This is a genomic window from Pseudoalteromonas sp. Z9A5 (assembly GCF_011378875.1).
Classification (GTDB): domain Bacteria; phylum Pseudomonadota; class Gammaproteobacteria; order Enterobacterales; family Alteromonadaceae; genus Pseudoalteromonas.
The window spans coordinates 1-24,411 of record NZ_WTLC01000026.1; the positions used below are offsets into that span (position 1 = coordinate 1).

A 24,411-nucleotide genomic window follows, 5' to 3' on the forward strand; every position below is an offset into this window, starting at 1 on the left:
GGATGCGAATAATACACCCTTTATTTTTCGAGTCAACACTTAGTTTTAAACTTTCTTTTTAGATAATTTAAAACCGAAGTTTTATTTAACTCTCTAAGTAGTTCCTGCCTTGCTATGCTTCGGCGTTTCCCGTCTCAGTGGGGTCGCATTATAGGGATAAACGAGTGAGGGTCAATACTTTATTTCAGCTTTTTGACAATTAAATGAATTTAGTATAAAAGCTATACAAATAAAGGGCTGCATAGGGTTTTATGCTCAAAAATCAGGCTGCATTTACAACAATAACGGTATTAAGCTATCTCTTCGTTTAAAAACTCAATACCGTTATGCAATGTACGTTATAAACAACAAGAACAGTTGCGTTTATTTTTAGGCATTTTTCCTATACCTGGATTAAATGTATTAGTTGGATCTAGGCTTTTATAGAAATTTTGTAAATCAGGTTCAGCTTCGTATAAGTGTCCTACATTATGTTCAGCAGGATACTTAGCTCCTCTTTCATTGAGTAACTTCAGCATTTGCTTTTTAATAAGCTTGGCATCAGTTCCTTTTTTTAATATGTAGTCTTGATGAAAAACATAACAGAAGAAATGACCATAATAGAGTTTCTTTTCTATATGTTGGGAAATTTCGTTTGGTAGCGTTTCTAGCCAGTCGAGTTCGTTACGCGGAATAGCTATATCGAGCGCCAATATTTCGCCCACTTTTTTTTCATGAATAACTTCGTACCTTAGTGCAGCACCCGCAGCTGCAAAGCGATGTAAAAAAGCACTTTCTGACTCTTCCTTATTACACGTAAAATAGTTACCTGTATTTGATGCTTCAAAAAATGGCTTTAAAAAAGTTTGCGCTTCTTCTATACCATCATCACTTATTTTCATTATTAGGTGATGTTCATACTTATCTCTGTATTCGAGCATTCTTTTAGGTAAATGCTGAGGAAACACTTTAGCTATGAGCTGCATTGCTTTGTCGGTAAAGTGCTTTGGTACCCATGACAACTTATTAAGTCTTGAATCTATACGTCCTTTTATAGAAAACAATCTAGGTAATGCATCCGTCCCCAAGTGTTTAATGCTTAAAAAGGTATCTTTGCCATATTTAGCAGATACATCGAATATATCTCGATGCATATACTCGCCAACTTCAGGGGTGTTTTTAAACGTTGATAAGATTTGCTTTCTTAACTGAGCAAGCTCACTAACACTATTACTACCTATATAGAAGGTTTGCTCTTTTTCAGCTGTTGGATAGGTATCAAGACGTACTGCAAATACTGCAAGTTTACCTGCACAGCCACTAGCTTCAAAAAGTCTTCGCTTATCGGCATTAAACCGACTTGGTGTACTAGCGTTAACATCTTTTACTCTTGCTATATATTCTCTATCGGATGCAAGCTTGTCGCTTACTGGTAATTTTGTTTTATCAAAATTGCCTGTTTGTAAGTTAGTTAGTATTTCTTCAGGGGAATTACCAAGCTCTACTTCAAGGTGATTAACGAGTATGAGCTCACCGTGTTCGTTTATTTGTGCAAATAAAGCAAGCTCAGTATAAGCAGGACCTCTTTTAACAAGTGCTCCACCAGAGTTATTAGAAACACCACCAATAATAGATGCACCTAAGGTAGAGGAACCAATTATAGAGTGAGGCGCTCTATTTACAGTATTAAGCTGGCTTTGAAGTTGATGCAAGGTAGCACCTGGTAAACTAATAACCTGATCGTTATTATTAACCAAAAATAATTGATCCATCGCTAATGTATTAATAACCACAACAGGTCTATCGTAATCATTCCCACTTGGGGTCGAGCCTTCTGTTAACCCCGTTTTTGCTGCTTGCATTATTATAATGCAGTTGCCCTCAACGCAAATCTCTAAACTGCGCCAAATTTCCAATAAGCTTTGCGGAAACAAAACCGCTAAAGCGCTTCCGCCACCAGAACGCCAGCCCATTCTATAGTGCTCATTTTTTTCTGGATCAGCCTGTAAATTATTCGCACCAAGTATATTGGTTAGTTTAGCTAAAACTTGATCTGAGCTAAGTACGTTTTGAGAAGTACTTTTTGATGTGAAAGTATTACAGCCCGAATCCTGTGTTTGCTTATTACTCATGATACTAAGGGTCCTTGAAAACCAAAAATGTAAATTGCGGTCATAGCGATTACGCCACTAAAAAGCACGTAATAAATTGTAGGTAAAATAGTGCGCCTAAGTGTCGCACCTTCCATACCAAGTAGACCAACTGTTGCAGAGGCAGCCACTACGTTATGTATTGCAATCATGTTACCTGCTGCAGCTCCTACCGCTTGAGATGCTATGACTAAAGAAGGTGAAATATGTAAGCTCATAGCTGCCTCATATTGAAATTGACTAAACATCATGTTGGACACTGTATTTGAACCCGCAATAAAAGCACCTAATGCACCGATTGTAGAACTAATTAATGGAAAAGCACTTCCAAAAACACCAGCAAACAACTCGGCACTCGCTACTGGCATACTCGCCATGTCTGATAAGTTAACACCAGAGTTAATAAATATCCTTACCATCGGAATAGTAAAAATAAGTACAAAGCCAGCACCTAATACCGTTTTACCTGATTCACTAAATGCATTTTTTAAGGCGCTAACTGGCTTTTTAGACTGAAGCCCCGCAGCACATAAAGCACTTATCAATAATAGCCCACCGGGTAAATATAAAGGGCTAAAACCAGCGCTAATATCAGCTTCACCTAAAAGTGATGAAAAATTTAGTGTCGCATCTGTAAGTAATGTTTTGAGCTCTACAAATACTCTTGAGCAAACAAGTAATAAAGCAACTAATAAATAAGGAAACCACGCCATAATAGGCGACATACTTTTGTTGCCAGATGTAAGTGTATTATTATCACTATCAACAACAAGCTTGCCAATCCACTCACTTGGCCAGTCTTTTTTTGGAGCAAAATCCCACGTTGTTTTTGGTATTAAAAAGCCTTTTTTAGCTGCGTTAATAACAATAGCAACACTGACCAAACCACCAATAAGAGCAGGAAACTCCGGACCGAGGTAGATACCTGTTAATGTATAGGGAATGGTAAATGCTAGCCCCGCAAAAATAGCGAATGGCCAAATAGCAAATCCTTCTTTCCAGCTTTTATTCTTACCAAAAAACCGAGTTAACATCATCACCATTAAAAGGGGCATGAATGTACCAATAACTCCATGAAGAATGGCTACTTGGCTGGTTATTAGCTGTAAAAAAGCATCCCACGACATACCTTCTTGTGCTAATTGAGCGCTAATTGCCGTTGTATCTAATCCTTTACTTACACCTATAACAATAGGTGTACCCACAGCACCAAACGATACAGGCGTGCTTTGGATCATCATACCCATTAAAACAGCACCCAGTGCAGGAAAGCCAATAGCAACCATTAATGGTGCGGCTATTGCTGCTGGCGTACCAAATCCTGATGCACCTTCAATGAAAGTACCAAAACACCATGCAATAATAATGGCTTGAACACGTCGATCTGGCGATACATTTGTAAAACCAGCACGAATAACCGCTATTGCGCCGGTATGTTTTAATGTATTAAGTAAAAACAGGGCACCAAACACAATCCATAACACTGAGACTGTGATCACAAACCCCTGAATAATTGATGATGAAACCCGATTAAGGGTCATATCCCATATAAAAATAGCAATTGCAGCAGTAACCGCGAGCACTATTGGCATTGTTTTTTTTGCAGACCATTGCAGACCTATTAGCAAAATACCACTGAGAACAATTGGCAGTAATGCCAATAATCCATATATTGTTTGACTCAAAATTGTATCCTCTTTTTGTTGTGTGTGTGACTGCCCTGTTAAAACCATTTAGAGTTTATTTTTATGATTTTATTGCGACCAAGATAGATTTAATACACTCTACTCCTTGTAAATAAATTGATATATTGCATGTAAAGGCAATCTTATTTTCCTTTTTTGCCATAATAATAAGCGCATTACACTAATTGGGGAACAAGTATGGCAAAGGCAGATGACATGGTTTTATTTGTTCAAGTTGTTGATGATGGGTCATTTTCTAAAGTAGCGGAGAAGCTTTCATTAACTAATTCAGTCGTAAGTAAGCGTATTGCAAGATTAGAAGAAAGCTTAAATGCCCAACTTCTTTACAGAACAACCAGAAAGCTCAGCCTCACCGATGCAGGAAGAACGCTTTATAACAAAGCTAAAATTGTTAAATTTGCATTTCAAGAAGCCGAAAATGCCGTAACTGGTTACGGTGATGACATGAAAGGTAATATAAGAATAACAATGCCCGTTGTATCAGCAAATTTAGCATTGAGTGAGTCGATTGCTGAATTTTGTAAAAAGCACCCTGAAATATCCGTAGATTTACAAGTTACGAATAGATTGGTTGATTTAATTGAGGAAGGTTATGATCTTGCTATTAGAACAGCCGAACTTGAAGACTCATCACTCATTGCAAGGCGACTAATAGATAGCCAATGGGTAATATGTGCCACACCAAACTATTTAAAACAATACGGTGTACCGCAAACCCCTGAACAACTACAAAGCCATGAGTGCTTAGTATATAAGTTCGATAATACCTGTAATGACATATGGCCATTGTATATTGATGAAGCGGAGCAGCTACTTCCCATACATGGTCGCTTTCATAGTAACCATCTCAGTGCAATTAAACGAGCCGCGCTTAGCGACTTAGGTATTGCTTTTTTACCGCAAGCTCTCGTTTATCAAGAACTACAAAAAAATACGTTAGCGCAGATTTTGCAAAGCTTTACACGAAAGAAAATGGGGATGTATGCGGTTTATCCTAAAGTAAGGCAACCTGATCAAAAATTAAAACTGCTTGTTGAGCATTTACGAGAATCGTTACATAAAAAACAGGCGTATTACTGTTAAATAACACGCCTATTATTTATATTAAAAACTATATTTAGCAGAAAGCTGAAAGTAGTTAGAGCTGATACTGTCAATATTTTCATCATTAATCTTATATTGCCCAAGCTCAATACCCGCATTAAGATCGTCTGTTATGTTTGTTATTAAGTTAACTCCCCAATGAGCCCGATCCTTTTCAATTATATCCGTTTTAGCCGCACCATAAAAAGCGGTTGAACGCCAAGTTCCTGTCCAAAAATGTTTATAGGCAACAGTAAATGCAGTCGTTTTTTCTACTTCCACTTCATCGCGCTCGTTAACTACAATATCGTTTGTTAATCCTGCAGCAGCGTAACGACCAGGTTCTCCTACACTAACTTGAAAGCGAAAATCATCTTTGCCAAACGTTTTAATTTTGCCCGAAAAATTACCTGCAATTGCTGTTTTATCTATACCACCCTGATCAACCTTTCTTAATAAAGCACCAATAGATAATTCACCCCACTCTTTTTTATAATTATAACGCGCAACAAAATCGGGAATTGATTCGTCTTTATCGGCTTGTGCCCCAGAAACACCAACCGCACTTGATGCAGTACCGTTGTCACCGTCGCCGTTTGTTTCTGGGTTTTCAATAGCGAACTGCCAGCCACCATGACTGTACCTTATTTGCGTTTGCCTAATAAACACTTCGCCTACGTGCGGACCACCAAAGTCTAATGTTTCAGGCAATGCAGCTAAAGGCATAAAGGTTGACCATGTTTGCCCTGCTAACCAATCTTTGTATTGAATATAAAAATGACGTAAACGATCGTTTGACGAATTACTAACAACTTCGTTTCCGCCACCGCCGTAAAAATCCACCTCAACAAACCCAATGACATCGCCGCGTTGTATTTTTAAATTAAGCCTTGATTCCTTAACATTAAACCCTGTGTGCGACGTATCAACGGCTTCACCTTCAGGAAAATTACCTATCCAGTAATCCTGATAAGCAATATCACCAGATACATGACGAACATCTACTTTTGCGTAGCCACCAAGTTCTACTTTTGTTTTTTTAGAACCCGTATCTATATTTGCTAATTCAATACTCGCTAAACTTAAGTTAGAGTAACCTAGTAATATAATTGAAAGCGCAGCGGAAATTAAGTGTGGTTTTGTGTGTGTCATAGATAGCCTTTTGTGTGTTTTATTTTTAGAGCTCTCAATTTAGAGAGTAAAAGGCTGTTTAAAAAGTATGAAAAAAGCGAATCACTTGTTCCATAGTTAACATAATAAAACCCAAAATTAACGCGATATAAACACATATAGACTTAAGTTAAAAAATTTAGTGGATCAACTTCACTGTGTAAGTCGATCCAAGTTTACTTTAGCTAAACTAACCTTTTTAACTCGCTGCAATTTCCCATACCACAATAGAACCAGATATTTCATTCCCAACGATTAAAAGTGCATTTCCTGTTGCGCTTTGCTCCGCTGGAACAAATACCATCCCTTCAGGTGCTAAATCGCCTGTAATATTAGCGCCTTTAATTAAGCCTCTATTATAGAAGTAGTCTTCAAACTGCACATTGTATGGATTAGTAATGTCGTAAACCATAATGCCACCCATACGCTCTAAACCAATAAAGGCAAATGTACGATCGCCAATTTCACCAATAGTCAGCGCTTCGGGCTCTGCGCCTTTATCATCTGAGCGAGAATCACCTTTGTTTTCATCTTCATCATTATTAAATGATTCACCATGCACAGATGCTGTTATACGTGCAATGTCATCACCAGAATCAAAAACCACCAGCGCGTTGCTATCCCAAATAGTAAACGAACGTGCACCATAAGCATAAAGCGATTCGTATTGTCCATCGTTGTTGGTATCGCCTTTTATTGTTGTTACTTTTAAGCGACCAATATCATCATCGTCATTATTTAAATAATCAAAGTTACTAGCAAGCGTTAGATCTTCAACGCGGCTTTCATCTATATAAGCTAAGCAGCCATCGTCTTTATCGTAATCAAGTCCGCCCTTTGCTATACAGTCTGCTTCATCAGCTGTATCAAAAAAGTATTCTCTTGCGTCACCTTCGTTGGCAGTGACTATAAAATTAGCGCCTTTCCAACTAAAGCTTGAGATAGTGTCGGGCTGGTACATACCATAGAGCCCTGGGTATGATTTAAAATTAACGCCGCCGTCTTTATCTGAGGCATCAAGTTGTAAGCTTGACCAATCTTTAAAGCCTAAGCCCTTTAGCTCAAAGCTGTTGTCTTGTAGGTTAACTATTGCAAGTGCATTGTTTTCTTGAATAGATACATAAGCGTATTTGTTATCTTTAGAAATGCTAACGTACTCGGGCTCTAAATCCATAGCCACAGTTGTATTTATTAGATTACCGTTAATAGTACTACCATTTGGGTTTGCAAAAACGACCCCTTGCGTTTCTAGATCGGCTTGTTTGTTGTTATAGGCTTTAAAATCAATATTTATTGCCGTATCGGCTATTACATTATTTGTTATATCGATAATACTAATAGAACCTTCAGGATCTACGCTGTAGTCGCCACTTGGTTCACCTTCGTTAGCAACCACTGCCTTTGCGCCATCATGGGTGAACGTCACCATGTCTGGTAAAAATCCGACCGTTACATTTTTAATAAATACGGGTGAGTCGCCGCTTATATCGTAAAAAGCAATTTGACCTGCATCACCCGTGCTTTCAGCAGCCATTGCAACCGCTAGTAAATTATTGTTTTCATCAATAGCAATACTGTTTGCATCGCCTTGGGTGTGCTCGTTTAAAGGCAACGTAATGACCGAGGTTAAGTTTGTGGCGCTTATAACCCCTTCGTTATCTTTAACGAGTGCGGCAGTATCAAAGGTGACAGCGGGTAAAATATTAACAACAGCGTCATCGCCTGAACTGTTAATAGCGTAAATCCATTTTTTAGATGTTTGATATGCAACTATTTCAGCTGCACCTTCTGGGCTTTGTGCATTTAATACGCCTCTACCCACAAGGTTAATTTTTAATGCTGAGTTTGCATTTATACCATTAAACCCATTTGTACCTTGTTCTCCCTGTAATCCTTGAGAGCCGTTTTTACCATCAAATGAGCAACACGTAAGAATAGATATAAGTGACAGCGCAATAATTGATTTTTTAAACATGTAATTTTCCTTAGTATTGTATTTGCTAAATATCAACACACAGGCATGACAAGATTATGGCCGTTTTAATACAACCCCTTAGCCTAACTAATTAGCTTATACGCTAGCGGAGTTATTAAAATTAAAGCGACCGTATAACCAAGCATTTTTACAGTCGGGGGATAATCTCGTTTAATTGCAATCCCTAGCAAAGGTCTAAGTATATCAATATGTGTTATACCCCATGTAAAAACACCACAAAAAAACCAAGTCCCTAAAATAATGATAAATGGTTCAGCAACAGCTCCTAAACTTAAAGGCTGTAGTAAAAAACACAAAATAATCAAAATGCTTTGATGCAATAAATAAAAGGGAAATACCCATGCATTGAGCTGCTTTAAATAGTAGGTATTAAAATTTAAAAATCGGTGAGCGAGCGCAAGTACAAAAAATACACCTACAACACGTTGAATATTGTAGCTACCGCTTAAAATAAAATGAGGAAGAGTAAACGCCTTCTGATAACTTAATATTATAAGTACAAACAAAACCGTAAAACTCAAAGCCAGTAATACCAAATTTTTATTTAAGCAGTTCCAAAAATAAGTGTTTTTAGCAAGTATGTATCCTGCGATTAACAGTATAAAGCCGTTAGTTTCTCTGATTGAATCGCCAGTTAAGTAATGGCTTGTAAATAGTACGGCAATAGTGAGTAAGGTAATTAAAAGCCCAAATGACATCCCCCCTTTAACAAATGTTTTTAAAGGCGTAATAAAGGGCAAGCGTGCAAAAAGAGTTAAAACAATAATGATCAGCATAAATTGCCACAACGAGCGCAAATACCATAAGTGATTTACATCCACATTCGGCCACACTCCAGACTGATAATTAATAAAAAGCGTATTGTTAGTCTCTATAAAAGCTAAATAAAATTGCCAATAGCTAATATCAATAACACCTTGCTGCGACATTTCTGCAAACAACTGTAAAGGCACTATTAGCCATAACCCCACCAGCAAGGGTAATAGTAAAAAAATAGAGCGGTATAAGGTGAAATGTAACCAAGACTTAAAGCTACTTACTTTATCAATCATAAAACGCAGTGCTACGCCCGATATAAACCAAATGAGCAACATGCGCCAAGGTGAAAACACCAACATTAAATATTCAACATACTGTGATGTATAATTACTTTTAAAATGAAATCCCCAGTTTTCGCTATACAACATGGCAATGTGGTAAAAAATTAGCGACGCAAATGCGATTACCCTAAGCCAATCAAGATAATATTTACGCGAATTAACTAATGAAGGTTGTTGTACTTGAGTGCTCATGCTTTTACTACTTTATGTATGTTATGCGTTATTCATACCTAAAGCTCTCGCTAAAACTATCTATAAGTGCTTATATTACAAGCAATAGTGATAAAAGGTGGTATACAGGGATAAGCGTGCCACATCAGCAATAAGCATACATTTATGAACCTACAGCACTTTCAACGTTTTCAAAGCATTTACACATCAGTATTACTGTGTGCTTACGTATTAATTAACAATACAGTAAACGCTACAACCCAAATAATGGAAGTCCAAAGAGAAGGGGCTTTAACTCTTTTAATGTGGGAGCCATTTGTTTGGGAGTATTCAAGTGCCTTGAGTACTTTGCTTATATTCCCTATTTTAATTTGGTTTTTAAGATACTTACCTTTTAATTGGCAAAATATCACTGCCTCTTTAGGTATGTACTTTGGTGCCTCTATTATATTTAGCGTGTTACACGTTGGTATTATGGTAGGGGTTCGTAAATTCATATATTTGTTGAATAATGGGTCTTACAACTTTGGACTTAGTTGGTTTGAACTTATTTATGAATACCAGAAAGACGCTATAAGCTTTGTGTTTTTCATTTTACTTATCAAAGTATATCAATATGTAGTGCAGCAGTTACTAGGTGAAGCCGCTTCAATTGAAGAAAGTGAGCAGCAAACAACATTGACCATAAATCGCTTATTAGTTAAAAAGCTCGGGAAGGAATTCATTATAAAAATAGAAGATGTTGATTGGCTTGAATCGTCGGGTAATTATGTAAACCTACATATAGGCTCACGTATATATCCTCTAAGGGCAACGCTTACAGCATTGAGCAAACAACTTGAAGTACAGGGGTTTTGTAGAATTCACCGCAGCCATGGCGTAAAACTCGATAAAGTGGAGTCCATTACACCACTCCCCAGTGGCGACAGTGAAATAAAACTAACAACAGGTAAAGTACTTAACTTGTCTAGACGCTATAAAGAGCAATTTAAACTTCAGCTAAAATAAAAAAGGCTACCTAAGTAGCCTCTATTGTTATTTTTTAACTGGGCGTTTCCAACCCGTTAAATTACGCTGTTTAGAGCGTGCTATTGCTAATTGGTCATCTTCAACGGTACTGGTGATCACAGAGCCGGCACCAACAGTTGCCATTGCACCAATGTTTACAGGCGCAACTAACGATGAATTAGAACCAATAAAAGCATTATCGCCAATAATGGTTTTTGCTTTATTAACGCCATCATAGTTACAAGTAATAGTACCAGCGCCAATATTCACTTTTTCGCCAATTTCAGCATCACCTAAGTAACTTAAATGGTTAGCTTTAGAGCCTTTGCCTAAACGGGTTTTTTTCATCTCAACAAAGTTACCAATGTGCGAGTCTTCTTCCATTACAGCGCCTGGGCGAAGGCGAGCATAAGGACCAAGCGTACATTTATCTGCAACTGTGGCATCTTCAATTAGGGTATTAGCTTTAATAATAACGTTATCGCCAATGCTACAATTTTTAAGTACACAGTTAGGACCAATTTGTACGTTGTTACCAAGCGTGACTGTGCCTTCAAAAATAACGTTTACATCGATAAGTATATCTTCACCGGTGGTAACTGTTCCACGCACATCAATACGCGCAGGATCAGCAAGTGTTGCACCATTTAACATTAGCTCTTCTGCTTGCCATGCTTGGTAAGCGCGCTCTAAGCCTGCAAGTTGTACGCGGTTATTTGCGCCCTCAACTTCCATTGCATGGTCTGGCTGCGCTGACGTAATTTCTACGCCTTCACTATGAGCCATTGCAACGATATCTGTTAAGTAGTACTCGCCTTGTGCATTATTGTTAGATAAGTTACCTAACCATGTTTTTAATAGCTTACCGTTAACAGCCATAATACCGGTGTTTACTTCGTTGATTAGTAACTGCTCTGGGCTTGAATCTTTTTGCTCAACAATACCGACTAACTTACCACCGGCACGAAGCATTCGACCATAGCCATTTGGGTTTACCAAATTTACGGTTAATACAGCTAAACCATTTTTAGGTGTTGCAGCTAATAAACGCTCTAATGTTGATTGTTTTGTTAGTGGTACATCACCGTATAAAATTAATACCGTGTCTTCATCATTAACATGAGAGTTGGCTTGCGCTACTGCGTGACCAGTACCAAGTTGTTCAGCTTGAAGTACCCAATTTACATTGTTATCGGCAAGTTCTTGTTGTAATAGTTCGCCGCCGTGTCCGTAAACTAGATTAGTAGTTGTAGCACCTAATGCCATTGCGTTATCAATAACATGCTGCACCATAGGCTTATCAGCAATTTTATGAAGTACTTTAGGGAGTGCAGAGCGCATACGAGTACCTTTACCCGCAGCAAGAATTACCGTTGTTAATGCCATTAAAACAATTTCCTTTTTCCGTTGTTTTAGTTAAATAAGAGTCGTTTTACTAGCCAGTAAGACTACGTAAATCACTTCCTGTGCAAATACCCAGTAGTTTAAGTTTTAACTACTGAATCTTAACTGAAACCAATATTCACTCGACTGTATTACGTTATTGTAACGAGGATTGAGCAAGGATATAAGTCAAAAAAAGCTTATAGCAGCTATAAAGGTGAATTATATTTATATTACCAATAATAATATTCTGATAAATATTACAGGCACAAAAAAGCCCACATAAAGTGGGCTTTTAAAAACCGAGTAGGCTTACTTATTACGTAATAACTGAATAACACGTAACTGAGCAACTGCTTCTGCCAGTTGCGTTGCCGCTTGTTGATAATCAAACTCAACAGCTGACGAATTCGCCATATGTTCTTCAGCTTCACGTTTAGCTTTTTGTACTGAATCTTCATCTAAATCTTCACCACGAATCGCAGTATCTGCAAGAATCGTGATGTGATTTGGTTGAACTTCTAATGTACCGCCAGCAACGTATATCACATCTTCGTGACCAAATTGCTTAACTAAACGTACCATACCAGGTTTAAGGGCAGTTAGTAGTGGAGCATGACCTAGGTTTACACCTAGTTCGCCTTCACTACCAGATACTTGAATCGATTCAACAAGACCAGAGAACAAGCTCTGCTCTGCGCTTACTACGTCAAGATGTACAGTCATAGCTGTCATACTACCCTCCTAGTTACATGCCTTTGGCTTTTTCTTGAGCTTCTTCAATAGAGCCAACCATGTAGAACGCTTGCTCTGGAAGGTCATCAAACTCGCCGTTTAAAATGCCTTTAAAGCCAGCAATTGTATCTTTTAGTGATACGTATTTACCAGACGCGCCTGTAAACACCTCTGCCACGAAGAATGGCTGAGATAGGAAACGTTGGATTTTACGTGCACGAGATACAAGTTGCTTATCTTCGTCAGAAAGCTCGTCCATACCTAGGATTGCAATGATGTCTTTAAGTTCTTTGTAACGCTGAAGAACTGTTTGAACGCCACGTGCTGTATCGTAGTGCTCTTGACCAATTACTTGTGGGTCAAGTTGACGTGAAGATGAATCAAGTGGGTCTACCGCTGGGTAGATACCAAGTGATGCGATATCACGTGAAAGTACTACTGTTGCGTCTAAGTGAGCAAAGGTAGTTGCTGGAGATGGATCCGTTAAATCATCCGCAGGTACGTATACCGCTTGGATTGATGTAATTGAACCAGTCTTAGTAGAAGCGATACGCTCTTGAAGCACACCCATTTCTTCAGCAAGTGTAGGCTGGTAACCTACCGCTGATGGCATACGACCAAGAAGTGCAGATACTTCTGTACCAGCAAGTGTATAACGGTAAATGTTATCTACGAAGAAAAGTACATCGCGACCTTCATCACGGAACTTTTCAGCCATAGTAAGACCAGTTAACGCTACGCGTAAACGGTTACCTGGAGGCTCGTTCATCTGACCGTATACAAGCGATACTTTATCAAGTACGTTTGAATCGTTCATCTCATGGTAGAAATCGTTACCCTCACGTGTACGCTCACCAACACCTGCGAATACTGAGTAGCCGCTGTGCTCGATTGCGATGTTACGGATAAGTTCCATCATGTTTACAGTTTTACCAACACCGGCACCACCGAATAAACCAACTTTACCACCTTTAGCAAACGGACATACAAGGTCGATAACCTTGATACCAGTTTCTAAAAGTTCAACTGAACTTGATTGCTCTTCGTATGAAGGCGCTGCACGGTGAATAGACATACGGTCTTCTTCGCCGATTGGACCCGCTTCATCGATTGGCTCACCAAGTACGTTCATGATACGACCAAGTGTTGCTTTACCAACTGGAACTTGAATCGATTCACCTGTATTCATAACTAAAGCACTACGACGTAAACCATCAGTAGTACCCATAGCGATAGTACGCACTACACCGCCACCTAGCTGTTGCTGGACTTCTAGAGTCAAACCAGCTAAATCGCCATCTGTTACTCTTAGTGCGTGGTATACCGCTGGCACGCTATCTTGTGGAAATTCAATATCCACAACGGCGCCGATAATTTGGACGACCTTACCTAAACTCATGTCTATTCCTCTCGTTAATCTTTACCCGAAGCATTAAACTGCTGCTGAGCCAGAACAAATCTCACTAATTTCTTGTGTGATTGCTGCTTGGCGAGCCTTGTTATAAACAAGCTGTAGCTCGTCCATAAGGTCACCTGCGTTATCAGTTGCAGCTTTCATTGCAACCATACGAGCAGCCTGTTCAGAGGCAGCATTTTCTACCACACCTTGGTATGCTTGAGACTCAATAAAGCGTACTAACAAAGACTCTAAAATAGCCTCTGGGTTTGGCTCGTATAAGTAATCCCATGTGTGAGCAGATACTTCTTCTTCAGCTTTTGGCAAAGGGAGTAACTGATCTATAATTGGCTCTTGCTTCATGGTATTAACGAATTTGTTATATACCAAGAATAAACGGTCTATTTTGCCTTCAGAAAATGCATCAAGCATTATTTTTACAGGACCAATAACGTCTTGTACTGAAGGTTTATCTCCTAGGCCCGCTTTTTTAGCGAGTAGTTGACCACCGAAACGTTGAAAGAAACCAGCTGCTTTACTACCTAAAGTAGCAAATTCAGCATCGACACCTTTTTCTTTCCACGCTTTAACATCAAGTGCAACTTTCTTAAACTCATTTGAGTTTAGACCGCCACACAGACCACGGTCTGTAGAGATAACAATATAACCAACTCGTTTCACTTCACGTTCTTTTAAAAACGGGTGAGTAAAATCAAGATTTGCTTGAGCAACACGACCAATTACTTCACGTAATTTGTCAGCGTATGGACGGCTTGAAGCAACGCGTTCTTGCGCCCTTTTCATTTTAGACGCAGCAACCATTTCCATTGCGCTAGTGATCTTTTGAGTATTTTTAATACTCCCGATCTTGCTTTTAATCTCTTTTCCGCTAGCCATGACTCTCTCTCCGAATCAAGGTGTGCTTTAGAAAACTAAAGCGCACCATTAATAACTAAATTACCAAGTTTGCGTAGATTTGAACTTCGTTAGAAGTTCTTTAAGCTGCGCTTCGATCTCGGCATTCAAGTTACCAGTTTCATTGATTTGAGCCACAAGCTCTGCGTATGTGCTACTTGCATAAGAAAGTAAAGCAGCTTCAAAGTCACCGATTTTCGCGATTTCGATATCTTGAAGGAAGCCTTTTTCAGCAGCAAATAACGACAAAGACATATCAGCAACAGACATTGGCGCGTACTGTTTCTGCTTCATTAGCTCTGTTACACGCTCACCATGCTCAAGTTGAGCACGAGTTGCATCGTCAAGGTCAGACGCGAACTGCGAGAACGCAGCTAGTTCACGGTACTGAGCTAGGGCTAGACGAATACCGCCACCCAGTTTCTTAACGATTTTTGTTTGTGCAGCACCACCAACACGCGATACCGAAATACCAGCATTTACTGCCGGACGGATACCTGAGTTGAATAGGTCAGTTTCTAAGAAGATCTGACCATCGGTGATAGAGATAACATTAGTCGGTACGAACGCAGAAACGTCGCCGCCTTGAGTTTCAATGATTGGCAATGCCGTCAATGAACCAGTTTTACCTTTCACTTCACCATTGGTGAACTTTTCAACGTAATCTGCGTTTACACGCGATGCACGTTCTAAAAGACGAGAGTGAAGATAGAATACGTCACCTGGGTATGCTTCACGGCCTGGTGGACGCTTAAGTAGTAATGAAATTTGACGATAAGCAACTGCTTGCTTAGACAAATCATCATATACGATTAATGCGTTTTCACCACGGTCACGGAAGTATTCACCCATAGTACAGCCCGCGAACGGTGCTAAGTACTGAAGTGCCGCAGATTCAGAAGCAGATGCAACAACTACGATAGTATTTGCTAGTGCACCATGCTCTTCTAATTTACGAACTACGTTTGCAATAGTAGACGCTTTTTGACCAATCGCAACGTACACACACTTAACGCCTGTGTCTTTTTGATTGATGATTGCATCGATTGCTAGAGCAGTTTTACCTGTTTGGCGGTCACCAATGATAAGTTCACGTTGACCACGACCAACTGGAATCATAGCATCAATAGATTTATAACCAGTTTGAACTGGCTCATCTACAGATTTACGCTCGATTACACCTGGTGCAATTTTTTCTACAGGTTCAAACCCGTCATTATCTAGAGCGCCTTTACCATCGATTGGAGCACCTAGTGTGTTTACAACACGACCAAGTAGACCAGGACCAACAGGAACTTCTAAAATACGACCAGTTGTATATACTTTTACGCCTTCAGTAAGGTCAGCGTAAGGACCCATTACTACTGCACCAATTGAGTCACGCTCAAGGTTTAGTGCGATAGCATAACGGCTGCCAGGAAGCTCAATCATTTCACCTTGCATACAGTCAGCAAGACCGTGGATGCGGATGATACCGTCAGTAACAGATACAATAGTACCTTCGTTACGAGCTTCACTTACAACTTCGAACTTCTCAATACGTTGTTTGATCAGATCTGAAATTTCAGTGGAATTAAGTTGCATGCTCTTTTTCCCAATTACGATTGTAGTGTTGTGGCTAAGCGGTTTAATTTACCGCGAATAGTGCCGTCGATTACAGTGTCACCAGACCTAATAATAAGTCCACCAACAACTGACGCGTCTTCACTACAATTCAGCTTAACTTTGCGTGCGAAACGTTTTTCAAGTACCGCTACCAATGACTCTTGTTGCGCAGCAACAAGAGGGGTTGCAGAAATCACATCAACTTCGATTTCTTTATCGTATTCTGCTTTAAATTCAGCAAATAACTGTGCAACCTCAGGTAGAGCGATCAAACGTCCATTTTCAGCCATCACCTTAACTAGGTTCTGACCTTGTTCGTTGAGCTGCTCAGCACAAAGTTGAATAAATAATTCAGCTTGTGCAGTAGCAGTAGGCATACCGGCTAAAATCGAAGATGCCTGCTCATTGCTGGCTACATGGCCAGCAAAGAACAACATATCGTTCCAACTTTCAATAGTGCCTTTTTCAACGGCAAGTTCAAAAGCCGCTTTAGCGTATGGGCGAGCGATAGTAGTCAATTTAGACATGCTCATACCCTCCTAATTACAGCTCAGCGACAAGTTTTTCAACGATGTCACTATGTGCGGCTTGATTAATTTCACGCTCTAAAATACGTTCTGCGCCAATCACTGCTAGAGTTGCTACTTGCTTACGTAGCTCTTCTGTTACACGATTACGTTCAGACTCAATTTCAGAGTGCCCTTGAGCAATGATATTTTCACGCTCTTGTTGACCACGAAGTGTTTCTTCGTCAACAATTAGCACTGCACGTTTTTTAGCTTGATCAATGATATCAGCCGCTTGAGCTTTTGCATCTTTAAGCTGTTCAGCAGCTTTCTTTTGCGCAAGTTCTAAGTCTTTTTCGGCTCTATCAGAGGCAGCTAAACCATCTTCGATTTTTTTCTGGCGAGCTTCAATTGCACCGTTTAGTGGTGGCCATACGTATTTCATACAAAATAATACGAACACCGTAAACGCAATCAATTCACCGATAAGAGTGGCGTTTAAATTCACAACCGCTCCTCCTTAAATAGTAAGCTGTTCAAAAAATAAAATTAAAGTACGAACAACAATACCATAGCGATACCAACACCAATCATTGCTACAGCATCGATTAGACCAGCAAGAATAAACATCTTAACTTGTAGCGAAGGTGCAAGCTCAGGTTGACGCGCACATGCTTCAAGGAATTTACCGCCCATGTTACCAAAACCAATTGCTGTGCCGATTGCACCAAAGCCGATTAGTAAAGCTACTGCGATGTATTTAAGACCTAATACTAGTTCCATTTTTTTCTCCAAAGTTTCAATTGTAAAGTTAAAAGTAAAAGTAAAATTGTAAATCTAAAAATTAGTGATTATCTGAGCTTGCCATGCTTAGGTATACAATTGTCAGCATCATAAATAAGAATGCTTGTAGTGTAATAACTAATATGTGGAATACTCCCCACACAAAATGCAATGGTAATTGCAGAAATCCGATAGCGCCGATCAAGATGAAAATCAACTCACCTGCATATAAGTTACCAAACAAACGTAATGCTAATGAAAACGGTTTAGAAACGAGTGCTATCAGTTCAAGTAATAAGTTAAATGGTATCAAAAGAATTTGAACCAGCATATTATTTGAGCTAAACGGATGAAGAGTTAACTCTTTAATAAACCCGCCAATGCCCTTTATTTTGATTGAAAAGCCAACCATTAATATAAATACACCCAGCGCTAGCGCTGAAGTCATATTAATGTCAGTCGTTGGTACAATTTTCATGTACACATCGTGTGAATCCATACCAAATGCTGTTTCACCAACAAAACCTGCAAATGCTGGAAGGAAATCAACTGGTATTAAATCCATTAAGTTCATTAAGAACACCCAAACGAAAATCGTTAAGGCTAATGGTGCAATAAGCTTGCTTTTACCATGGAAAGTATCGCGTACGTTGTCGCCAACAAATTCTACGATTATTTCAATGAAGCATTGAAATTTTCCAGGTACACCTAGTGTTGATTTTTTAGCGGCACTACGAAAGATCCATAAAAATATAAGACCTAAACCGATAGACCATGCGAGGGTATCTATATGCCATGTCCAGAATCCACTGTCCGTACATGCTTTATTGAAGGCAAGACCTGTATCGGTCGAGCACATCTTAGCATTGGTCAAATGGTGCTGGATATGGCCAGATAGAGTAACTTCTTCTGCTGCCATGTTATATCCCAAAAGTTAATGTTTAAAAAAAACGGGTGCAAACAATCCAGTAAATAGCGCAAGTATATAAGTACTAAAAAAAGGTAATAATATTACCGGAAACGACTTTAGAACCAGCGCAAACAATATGATTGTTAGCATAAATTTTAATCCGTTGCCGCGCTTTAACGAGGCATACGCTTGATTTGCTCGACTAGCACCCATATATCTGAATGCATAGAGCGCAAATACAAAGTGTGGAAGTACTGCAACAACTCCACCAGCAAGTGATGAAAGTGCGGCATTGACTCCCGAACTTAAAAAAATAATTACAGCAGCAATTAATGCTACAACACCCTGAAGGCAAATTAACTTTAATACGGCAAGTCTATATGGACTCGCTAACTTATTAGTCACGGTTAGTTAACCTTTATTGCGTTCTAATTGTTAGGGTGTGAAAACTGGCGAAATTATACTTAATCCTGCCAGTTTTGCAACTTGAGTAGACGTTTTGTAACACGAAATAGTTACAAATGTCTCTTTTTAGACATGTATAAAACTAATGGTGGGTATTGTCTTGATTAATGCGGTTTAAAATGCCGTCAAGTTCGTCTAAATTGGTATAAGAAATAACAAGCTTACCTTTGCCTTTTTTATTGTAATTTATTTCTACTTTGGCACCTAAGTTTTCAGCTAGTTGTTGCTCTAACTGTTTAACATCTGGGTCTTTTTCTGTTATTTCTTTCGCTGGCATAGGTTCTAGAATTGAGCGAACTAGCTTTTCGGTTTCACGAACAGTAAGTGCTTTAGCAACAGCTAAACGAGCCGCATCTGATTGTGCCTCACCTTCAAGAGCCAATAAACAACGAGCATGGCCCATTTCGATGTCACCATGTTCTAACAAAATTTTTACATCACTATTTAAATTATTTAACCGTAGTAAATTAGTCACCGTTGTTCGTGATTTACCTACCGCATCGGCTACTTGCTGATGTGTTAGCTCAAATTCTATAAGTAAACGATTAAGTGCAACGGCTTCTTCCATTGCATTTAAATCTTCACGTTGAATATTTTCAATTAATGCAATTGCAACAGCGGCTTCATCTGGCACGTCTTTAATAATACACGGTACAGTATCAAGCTTAGCTATTTGCGCTGCACGCCAACGACGTTCACCAGCAATAATTTCAAAACTATTGTGTGCCACTGGGCGAACAACTATTGGCTGAATAATACCTTGAGAGCGAATAGAGCTTGCTAGTTCTTCAAGCGCCTCTTCAGACATATCTTTACGAGGCTGGTATTTACCCGAATGTAAAAACTCGATAGGAAGCTTTTGCAATTCACTATTATTAGCTGCAGCTTTTTGCATAGCATCAGTCACGTTTGATGTGTCTTGTTCCTTGCTTACGCTTGGTGCAGGTTTTGACGAACTTAAAAGCGCATCGAGTCCTCGGCCTAGACCTCGTTTTTTAGCAGACATGTTATTTTTTTACCTCAAAGTTAGGCGACAACGGACGCTGTTTTTTCTTTTCTGCGTAACATTTCGCCAGCAAGTGCTAAATAAGCTTTAGCGCCACTTGATGCCCGGTCATAGTACATAGCAGGAGTACCAAAACTTGGGGCTTCCGCTAAACGTACATTACGTGGGATTACAGTACGGTATACTTTATCACCAAAATGTTGTTTTAGTTGTTCTGACACATCATTTGCTAATCGATTACGCGGATCGTACATAGTACGAAGTATGCCTTCGATTTGTAATTTAGGATTAACTAATCTAGCAAGTTGTGTAATCGTATCCATTAATGCAGTTAACCCTTCTAATGCATAATATTCGCATTGCATTGGCACTAAAATAGAATCAGCAGCAGCCATTGCATTTACAGTTAACATATTTAGAGAAGGTGGGCAGTCAATAAAAATAAATTCGTACTGGTCCTGAATTTTTTCGAGCGCATTGCGAAGACGTACTTCACGGGCAAATAACTCCATCAATTTAACTTCTGCAGCGGTTACATCACCGTTTGCAGCTATCATGTGGTATTCACCTGATGTCTCTTTAATAATAACGTCTTCGATAGGCTTATCTTCAATAAGTAAGTCATAAATAGTTGGCACATCGCCATACTTATCTACGCCGCTACCCATAGTTGCATTACCTTGCGGGTCTAGATCAATTAACAGCACTTTACGTTTCGTTGCAGCCATAGACGCAGCGAGGTTAACAGCAGTTGTAGTTTTACCCACTCCGCCTTTTTGATTTGCTAATGCGATGACTTTTGCCACAGTGTCTCTGATCCCTAGTCTTTAGAAAGAATAATTAAATGTCGTTGTGCATCTAATTTAGGTACTTCTAATGCAATTTTTTTCTCAAACTTAATGCCTTCAGGTAGCGACTCTAGCTCTTCACTAGGGAATATACCTTTGAGGGCTATAAATTTACCTGAATTATCAATTAAGTGTGAACACCATTTTACCATGTCTTGCAAAGAGGCAAATGCACGACTTAGTACGCCGTCTAATTTAACACTTGGTTGATATTCTTCAACTCTTGACTGCACAGGGGTAACGTTATCAAGCCCAAGCTCATGTTTCACGTGCATTAAAAATCGAACACGTTTGCCTAAACTATCTAATAGCACAAAATGCGTATCAGGTAATGCAATAGCTAATACAATGCCTGGTAAGCCAGGACCCGTACCAACATCAATATAATGATGACCGGGTAAATGAGGTGCAACAACTAAACTATCCATAATATGCTTGATCATCATTTCTTCAGGTAAGCGTACTGAGGTTAAATTATAAGCTTTGTTCCATTTATCTAATAACTCGACGTAACGAACCAGCTGCTGCTGTTGTTTTTCTGTTAGCGCAATATCAGTTTGCGCTAACAATGTAGTTAATTGTTGCTTTAACACTATGTACCCTTACCGTTACGCAGATTTGCGCAACAAGCCTTGCTTCTTCAGATACACTAATAATAGCGAAATAGCCGCTGGGGTGATACCAGAAATACGCGATGCTTGACCAATAGTGTCAGGACGAGACTCAATAAGCTTGGCAACTACCTCATTTGACAACCCAGATACGGTTTTATAATCAAACTCTTTAGGTAAAATAGTCTCTTCATGACGAAGCTGTTTATTGATTTCATCTTGTTGGCGCGCAATATAACCAGCGTACTTAGTATGGATCTCAACTTGCTCTAATGCTGCTTTATTTGTAAATTCAGATCCAAGCCCTTCAATAGCCATAAGATCGTTGTAACGGATCTCTGGTCTACGAAGGAGCTCTTCTAAACTTGCTTCACGTGTCAACGGCGTTTTTAGTAATGCATTTACTTGATCAATAACAGGGTGATCTTTATGGATCCACGTATCTTTAACACGTTGTTTCTCTTTTTCGATCACTTCCATTTTTTCGTTAAATGCCTGCCAGCGTTCGTCATTAACAAGACCTAATTCACGACCTTTTTCAGTTAAACGAATATCAGCATTATCTTCACGAAGTAATAAACGGTATTCAGCACGACTAGTAAACATGCGGTAAGGTTCTTTTGTACCCAGTGTTGCTAAGTCGTCGATTAATACGCCAACATAAGCTTCATCACGACGTGGTGTCCAAGAATCTTTACCTTGTACTTTCAACGCTGCATTCATGCCTGCAATTAAGCCCTGCGCACCAGCTTCTTCATAACCGGTAGTACCATTAATTTGACCAGCAAAAAATAAGCCTTCAATAAATTTAGTTTCTAAAGACTGTTTTAAATCACGTGGGTCAAAGTAATCATATTCAATTGCATAACCAGGTCGACAAATATGTGCATTTTCAAAACCAGTAATCGACTGCACAATTTCAAGTTGTACGTCAAATGGTAAACTAGTAGAAATACCATTCGGATATAATTCGTATGATGTTAAACCTTCTGGTTCAACAAAAATTTGATGTTTATCTTTATCAGCAAAACGAACAATCTTATCTTCAATTGAAGGGCAGTAACGTGGACCAATACCTTCAATTACACCCGAGTACATAGGTGAGCGATGTAAATTTTTACGAATAACATCGTGTGTTTTTTCGTTTGTGTAAGTGATGTAACACGGTATTTGTTGTGGGTGATCAGCTTGCTTACCCATAAATGAAAATACAGGAGTAGGTGTATCACCTGGTTGTGCTTCCATTTTAGTAAAATCAACAGTACGTGCATCAATACGTGGTGGAGTACCCGTTTTTAAACGATCTACTCTAAACGGATGTTCACGTAAGCGATCAGCTAAGGCAATCGAAGGAGGATCTCCTGCACGACCACCTTTGTAGTTTTCTAATCCAATATGAATTAAACCACCTAAAAAAGTACCTACAGTCAAAACTACGCTTGGGGCACTAAAACGTAAACCCATCTGAGTAACTACGCCTGTAACACGATCGTTTTCAACAATAAGATCATCACACGATTGTTGAAAAATCTTTAAGTTTTCTTGGTTTTGTAACGTTGTTTGAATAGCCGCTTTGTACAAAGCGCGATCAGCCTGTGCTCGAGTTGCACGAACAGCTGGTCCTTTAGAAGAATTTAACGTACGAAATTGGATCCCGCCTTTATCAATGGCCTGTGCCATTGCACCGCCTAGCGCATCAATTTCTTTAACCAAATGACCTTTGCCAATGCCACCAATTGCTGGGTTACAAGACATCTGACCAAGGGTATCCATATTGTGAGTTAGCAGCAGGGTATTCATTCCCATACGAGCAGCTGCTAATGCGGCTTCAGTGCCAGCATGTCCACCACCGACTACGATAACGTCAAAATTTTCGTGAAAAATCATTTATGGGATCCTACTTAAATCAAACCAGTAAACTTCAAAGGGGAGCGTATTCTACCTAGAAATTAGCAGAAGATAAATGATTAAACAGTGCTCAAGATCTAAGTGGGTGATCTCTAATAATATAAAGGATCTTTTAAAGAGATCTTTTATTACTATTACTACTACTGATCGACTTTTCTGTTGATAAGGTTTAGATCTTTATTTAAAACATGAAATTAGATCAGATCTAAAGGTGTTAATATGATCGGATCATCAGGCGAATAAGCTCTGATCAAAAAGGCACTTTATGCACAGGCCTACATCAGCCGGATCTTATCCCATGGATAAGCATGCTTTAAAAAACAGTTTAAACATTAGTTATCCACAAAACTTATTAAATTATTAGTAAATTGTGGGTAACTTTATTAATGTTTTTTAGCTTGATCTCTCTATTTTAAACCTGTTTTAGCTATCCAAGAGTCTAACCAAGCTAAAGCAGTGTCTTCTGGAAGCGCTTCATCAGTAATATTAAGCTCTAACCGTTCTGCTACTCTTATTGCTTTTTTATCTGTTAATAACGCATCTATATTGCGCCCAGCAAGGTTATAAGTGTCATAACTGGTATCACCTAAGGCAATGACTGAATATTTTAAATTAGATAAATCATCAGTTTGAGCTAAATCATCAACAAAGTTAATGAGGTTCTCAGGATAATCACCTGCGCCATAAGTAGAGGTACAAATTAACCAAATCGTATTGTGTTGATCAATATCACTAAACACTGGTTGATCATGTAGTTGTGTATCAATACCTTGATTATTTAGCTCGTCACTTAGTTGCTCTGCAACATACTCGGCTGATCCCATTTGACTACCAACGATAATATTTACTGAACTCATGAATATTAGTGATCACATTAGTTTTAATTAACGCATATGATAACTGAGTGAGCATAACAGTAAAGTTAAGACTGCTTTTTTGTATAACTAATTTTGCTGTAAATTTATACTAACGCATAT

Annotated in this window: 22 protein-coding genes; 2 read left to right on the forward strand and 20 right to left on the reverse strand. The window is 39.0% G+C overall.

Annotation, left to right across the window (positions count from 1 at the left end; genetic code table 11):
- Nucleotides 1-338: 338 nt before the first annotated feature.
- The gene (gene dld / locus GQR56_RS13650; protein WP_166112405.1) at nt 339-2,111 is read right to left on the reverse strand and encodes a D-lactate dehydrogenase; all 1,773 of its coding nucleotides are present in this window, start codon (nt 2,109-2,111) and stop codon (nt 339-341) included.
- The gene (locus GQR56_RS13655; protein WP_166112408.1) at nt 2,108-3,814 is read right to left on the reverse strand and encodes an L-lactate permease; all 1,707 of its coding nucleotides are present in this window, start codon (nt 3,812-3,814) and stop codon (nt 2,108-2,110) included. Before GQR56_RS13655 ends, dld begins: the two co-directional genes overlap by 4 nt.
- Before the next feature lie 198 nt (nt 3,815-4,012).
- Between GQR56_RS13655 and GQR56_RS13660 the strand changes: the two genes are divergently transcribed.
- Nucleotides 4,013-4,918 carry a LysR family transcriptional regulator gene (locus GQR56_RS13660; RefSeq protein ID WP_166112411.1) on the forward strand — a complete coding sequence of 302 codons (906 nt, stop codon included), beginning with the start codon at nt 4,013-4,015 and terminating at the stop codon, nt 4,916-4,918.
- Nucleotides 4,919-4,939: 21 nt separating this feature from the next.
- Here the strand turns inward: GQR56_RS13660 and GQR56_RS13665 are convergent, their stop codons facing one another.
- The 3 genes from GQR56_RS13665 to GQR56_RS13675 all read right to left on the reverse strand — a co-directional run bounded on the left by GQR56_RS13665 (nt 4,940) and on the right by GQR56_RS13675 (nt 9,376).
- Nucleotides 4,940-6,070 (reverse strand): DcaP family trimeric outer membrane transporter, encoded by a 1,131-nt coding sequence (locus GQR56_RS13665; RefSeq protein ID WP_166112414.1) that lies wholly within the window; start codon nt 6,068-6,070, stop codon nt 4,940-4,942.
- A 217-nt stretch (nt 6,071-6,287) separates the two neighbouring features.
- Nucleotides 6,288-8,063 carry a choice-of-anchor I family protein gene (locus GQR56_RS13670; protein WP_166112417.1) on the reverse strand — a complete coding sequence of 592 codons (1,776 nt, stop codon included), beginning with the start codon at nt 8,061-8,063 and terminating at the stop codon, nt 6,288-6,290.
- 83 nt (nt 8,064-8,146) lie between these two features.
- On the reverse strand, nt 8,147-9,376 hold the full coding sequence (locus GQR56_RS13675) for an acyltransferase family protein (RefSeq protein WP_166112420.1): 1,230 nt from the start codon (nt 9,374-9,376) through the stop codon (nt 8,147-8,149).
- Between the two features lie 144 nt (nt 9,377-9,520).
- Between GQR56_RS13675 and GQR56_RS13680 the strand changes: the two genes are divergently transcribed.
- Nucleotides 9,521-10,363, forward strand: a complete 843-nt coding sequence (locus GQR56_RS13680) for a LytTR family DNA-binding domain-containing protein (protein WP_166112423.1) — start codon at nt 9,521-9,523, stop codon at nt 10,361-10,363.
- Between the two features lie 27 nt (nt 10,364-10,390).
- On the opposite strand, the gene glmU is transcribed toward GQR56_RS13680, so the two are convergent.
- From glmU to mioC, 15 genes are all read right to left on the reverse strand, one after another.
- Nucleotides 10,391-11,749 carry a bifunctional UDP-N-acetylglucosamine diphosphorylase/glucosamine-1-phosphate N-acetyltransferase GlmU gene (gene glmU, locus GQR56_RS13685; protein WP_166112426.1) on the reverse strand — a complete coding sequence of 453 codons (1,359 nt, stop codon included), beginning with the start codon at nt 11,747-11,749 and terminating at the stop codon, nt 10,391-10,393.
- Nucleotides 11,750-12,058: 309 nt separating this feature from the next.
- Nucleotides 12,059-12,481, reverse strand: coding sequence for a F0F1 ATP synthase subunit epsilon (locus GQR56_RS13690; protein ID WP_024611287.1), 423 nt, complete (start codon nt 12,479-12,481; stop codon nt 12,059-12,061).
- A gap of 13 nt (nt 12,482-12,494) precedes the next feature.
- A complete protein-coding gene (atpD, locus tag GQR56_RS13695; protein ID WP_024611288.1) occupies nt 12,495-13,880 on the reverse strand; it encodes a F0F1 ATP synthase subunit beta in 1,386 nt (461 codons plus the stop codon).
- A gap of 33 nt (nt 13,881-13,913) precedes the next feature.
- The gene (gene atpG, locus GQR56_RS13700; protein ID WP_024611289.1) at nt 13,914-14,774 is read right to left on the reverse strand and encodes a F0F1 ATP synthase subunit gamma; all 861 of its coding nucleotides are present in this window, start codon (nt 14,772-14,774) and stop codon (nt 13,914-13,916) included.
- A 60-nt stretch (nt 14,775-14,834) separates the two neighbouring features.
- Nucleotides 14,835-16,376 (reverse strand): F0F1 ATP synthase subunit alpha, encoded by a 1,542-nt coding sequence (atpA, locus tag GQR56_RS13705; protein ID WP_024611290.1) that lies wholly within the window; start codon nt 16,374-16,376, stop codon nt 14,835-14,837.
- A 14-nt stretch (nt 16,377-16,390) separates the two neighbouring features.
- Nucleotides 16,391-16,924, reverse strand: a complete 534-nt coding sequence (gene atpH, locus GQR56_RS13710) for a F0F1 ATP synthase subunit delta (protein WP_166112429.1) — start codon at nt 16,922-16,924, stop codon at nt 16,391-16,393.
- Between the two features lie 16 nt (nt 16,925-16,940).
- Nucleotides 16,941-17,411: a F0F1 ATP synthase subunit B gene (gene atpF, locus GQR56_RS13715; protein WP_024611292.1), complete on the reverse strand. Its 471-nt coding sequence runs from the start codon at nt 17,409-17,411 to the stop codon at nt 16,941-16,943.
- Between the two features lie 41 nt (nt 17,412-17,452).
- Nucleotides 17,453-17,686 (reverse strand): F0F1 ATP synthase subunit C, encoded by a 234-nt coding sequence (gene atpE, locus GQR56_RS13720; RefSeq protein WP_004335261.1) that lies wholly within the window; start codon nt 17,684-17,686, stop codon nt 17,453-17,455.
- A gap of 61 nt (nt 17,687-17,747) precedes the next feature.
- Nucleotides 17,748-18,605 carry a F0F1 ATP synthase subunit A gene (gene atpB / locus GQR56_RS13725; protein WP_166112431.1) on the reverse strand — a complete coding sequence of 286 codons (858 nt, stop codon included), beginning with the start codon at nt 18,603-18,605 and terminating at the stop codon, nt 17,748-17,750.
- A gap of 15 nt (nt 18,606-18,620) precedes the next feature.
- Nucleotides 18,621-19,001, reverse strand: a complete 381-nt coding sequence (locus tag GQR56_RS13730; protein WP_024611294.1) for an ATP synthase subunit I — start codon at nt 18,999-19,001, stop codon at nt 18,621-18,623.
- A gap of 142 nt (nt 19,002-19,143) precedes the next feature.
- Nucleotides 19,144-20,067, reverse strand: a complete 924-nt coding sequence (locus GQR56_RS13735; RefSeq protein WP_166112434.1) for a ParB/RepB/Spo0J family partition protein — start codon at nt 20,065-20,067, stop codon at nt 19,144-19,146.
- 20 nt (nt 20,068-20,087) lie between these two features.
- The gene (locus GQR56_RS13740) at nt 20,088-20,873 is read right to left on the reverse strand and encodes a ParA family protein (protein WP_024611296.1); all 786 of its coding nucleotides are present in this window, start codon (nt 20,871-20,873) and stop codon (nt 20,088-20,090) included.
- A 14-nt stretch (nt 20,874-20,887) separates the two neighbouring features.
- On the reverse strand, nt 20,888-21,508 hold the full coding sequence (rsmG, locus tag GQR56_RS13745) for a 16S rRNA (guanine(527)-N(7))-methyltransferase RsmG (RefSeq protein WP_024611297.1): 621 nt from the start codon (nt 21,506-21,508) through the stop codon (nt 20,888-20,890).
- A 15-nt stretch (nt 21,509-21,523) separates the two neighbouring features.
- Nucleotides 21,524-23,413 carry a tRNA uridine-5-carboxymethylaminomethyl(34) synthesis enzyme MnmG gene (gene mnmG, locus GQR56_RS13750; RefSeq protein ID WP_166112437.1) on the reverse strand — a complete coding sequence of 630 codons (1,890 nt, stop codon included), beginning with the start codon at nt 23,411-23,413 and terminating at the stop codon, nt 21,524-21,526.
- Nucleotides 23,414-23,841: 428 nt separating this feature from the next.
- Nucleotides 23,842-24,291 carry an FMN-binding protein MioC gene (gene mioC / locus GQR56_RS13755; RefSeq protein WP_024611299.1) on the reverse strand — a complete coding sequence of 150 codons (450 nt, stop codon included), beginning with the start codon at nt 24,289-24,291 and terminating at the stop codon, nt 23,842-23,844.
- Nucleotides 24,292-24,411: the final 120 nt, after the last annotated feature.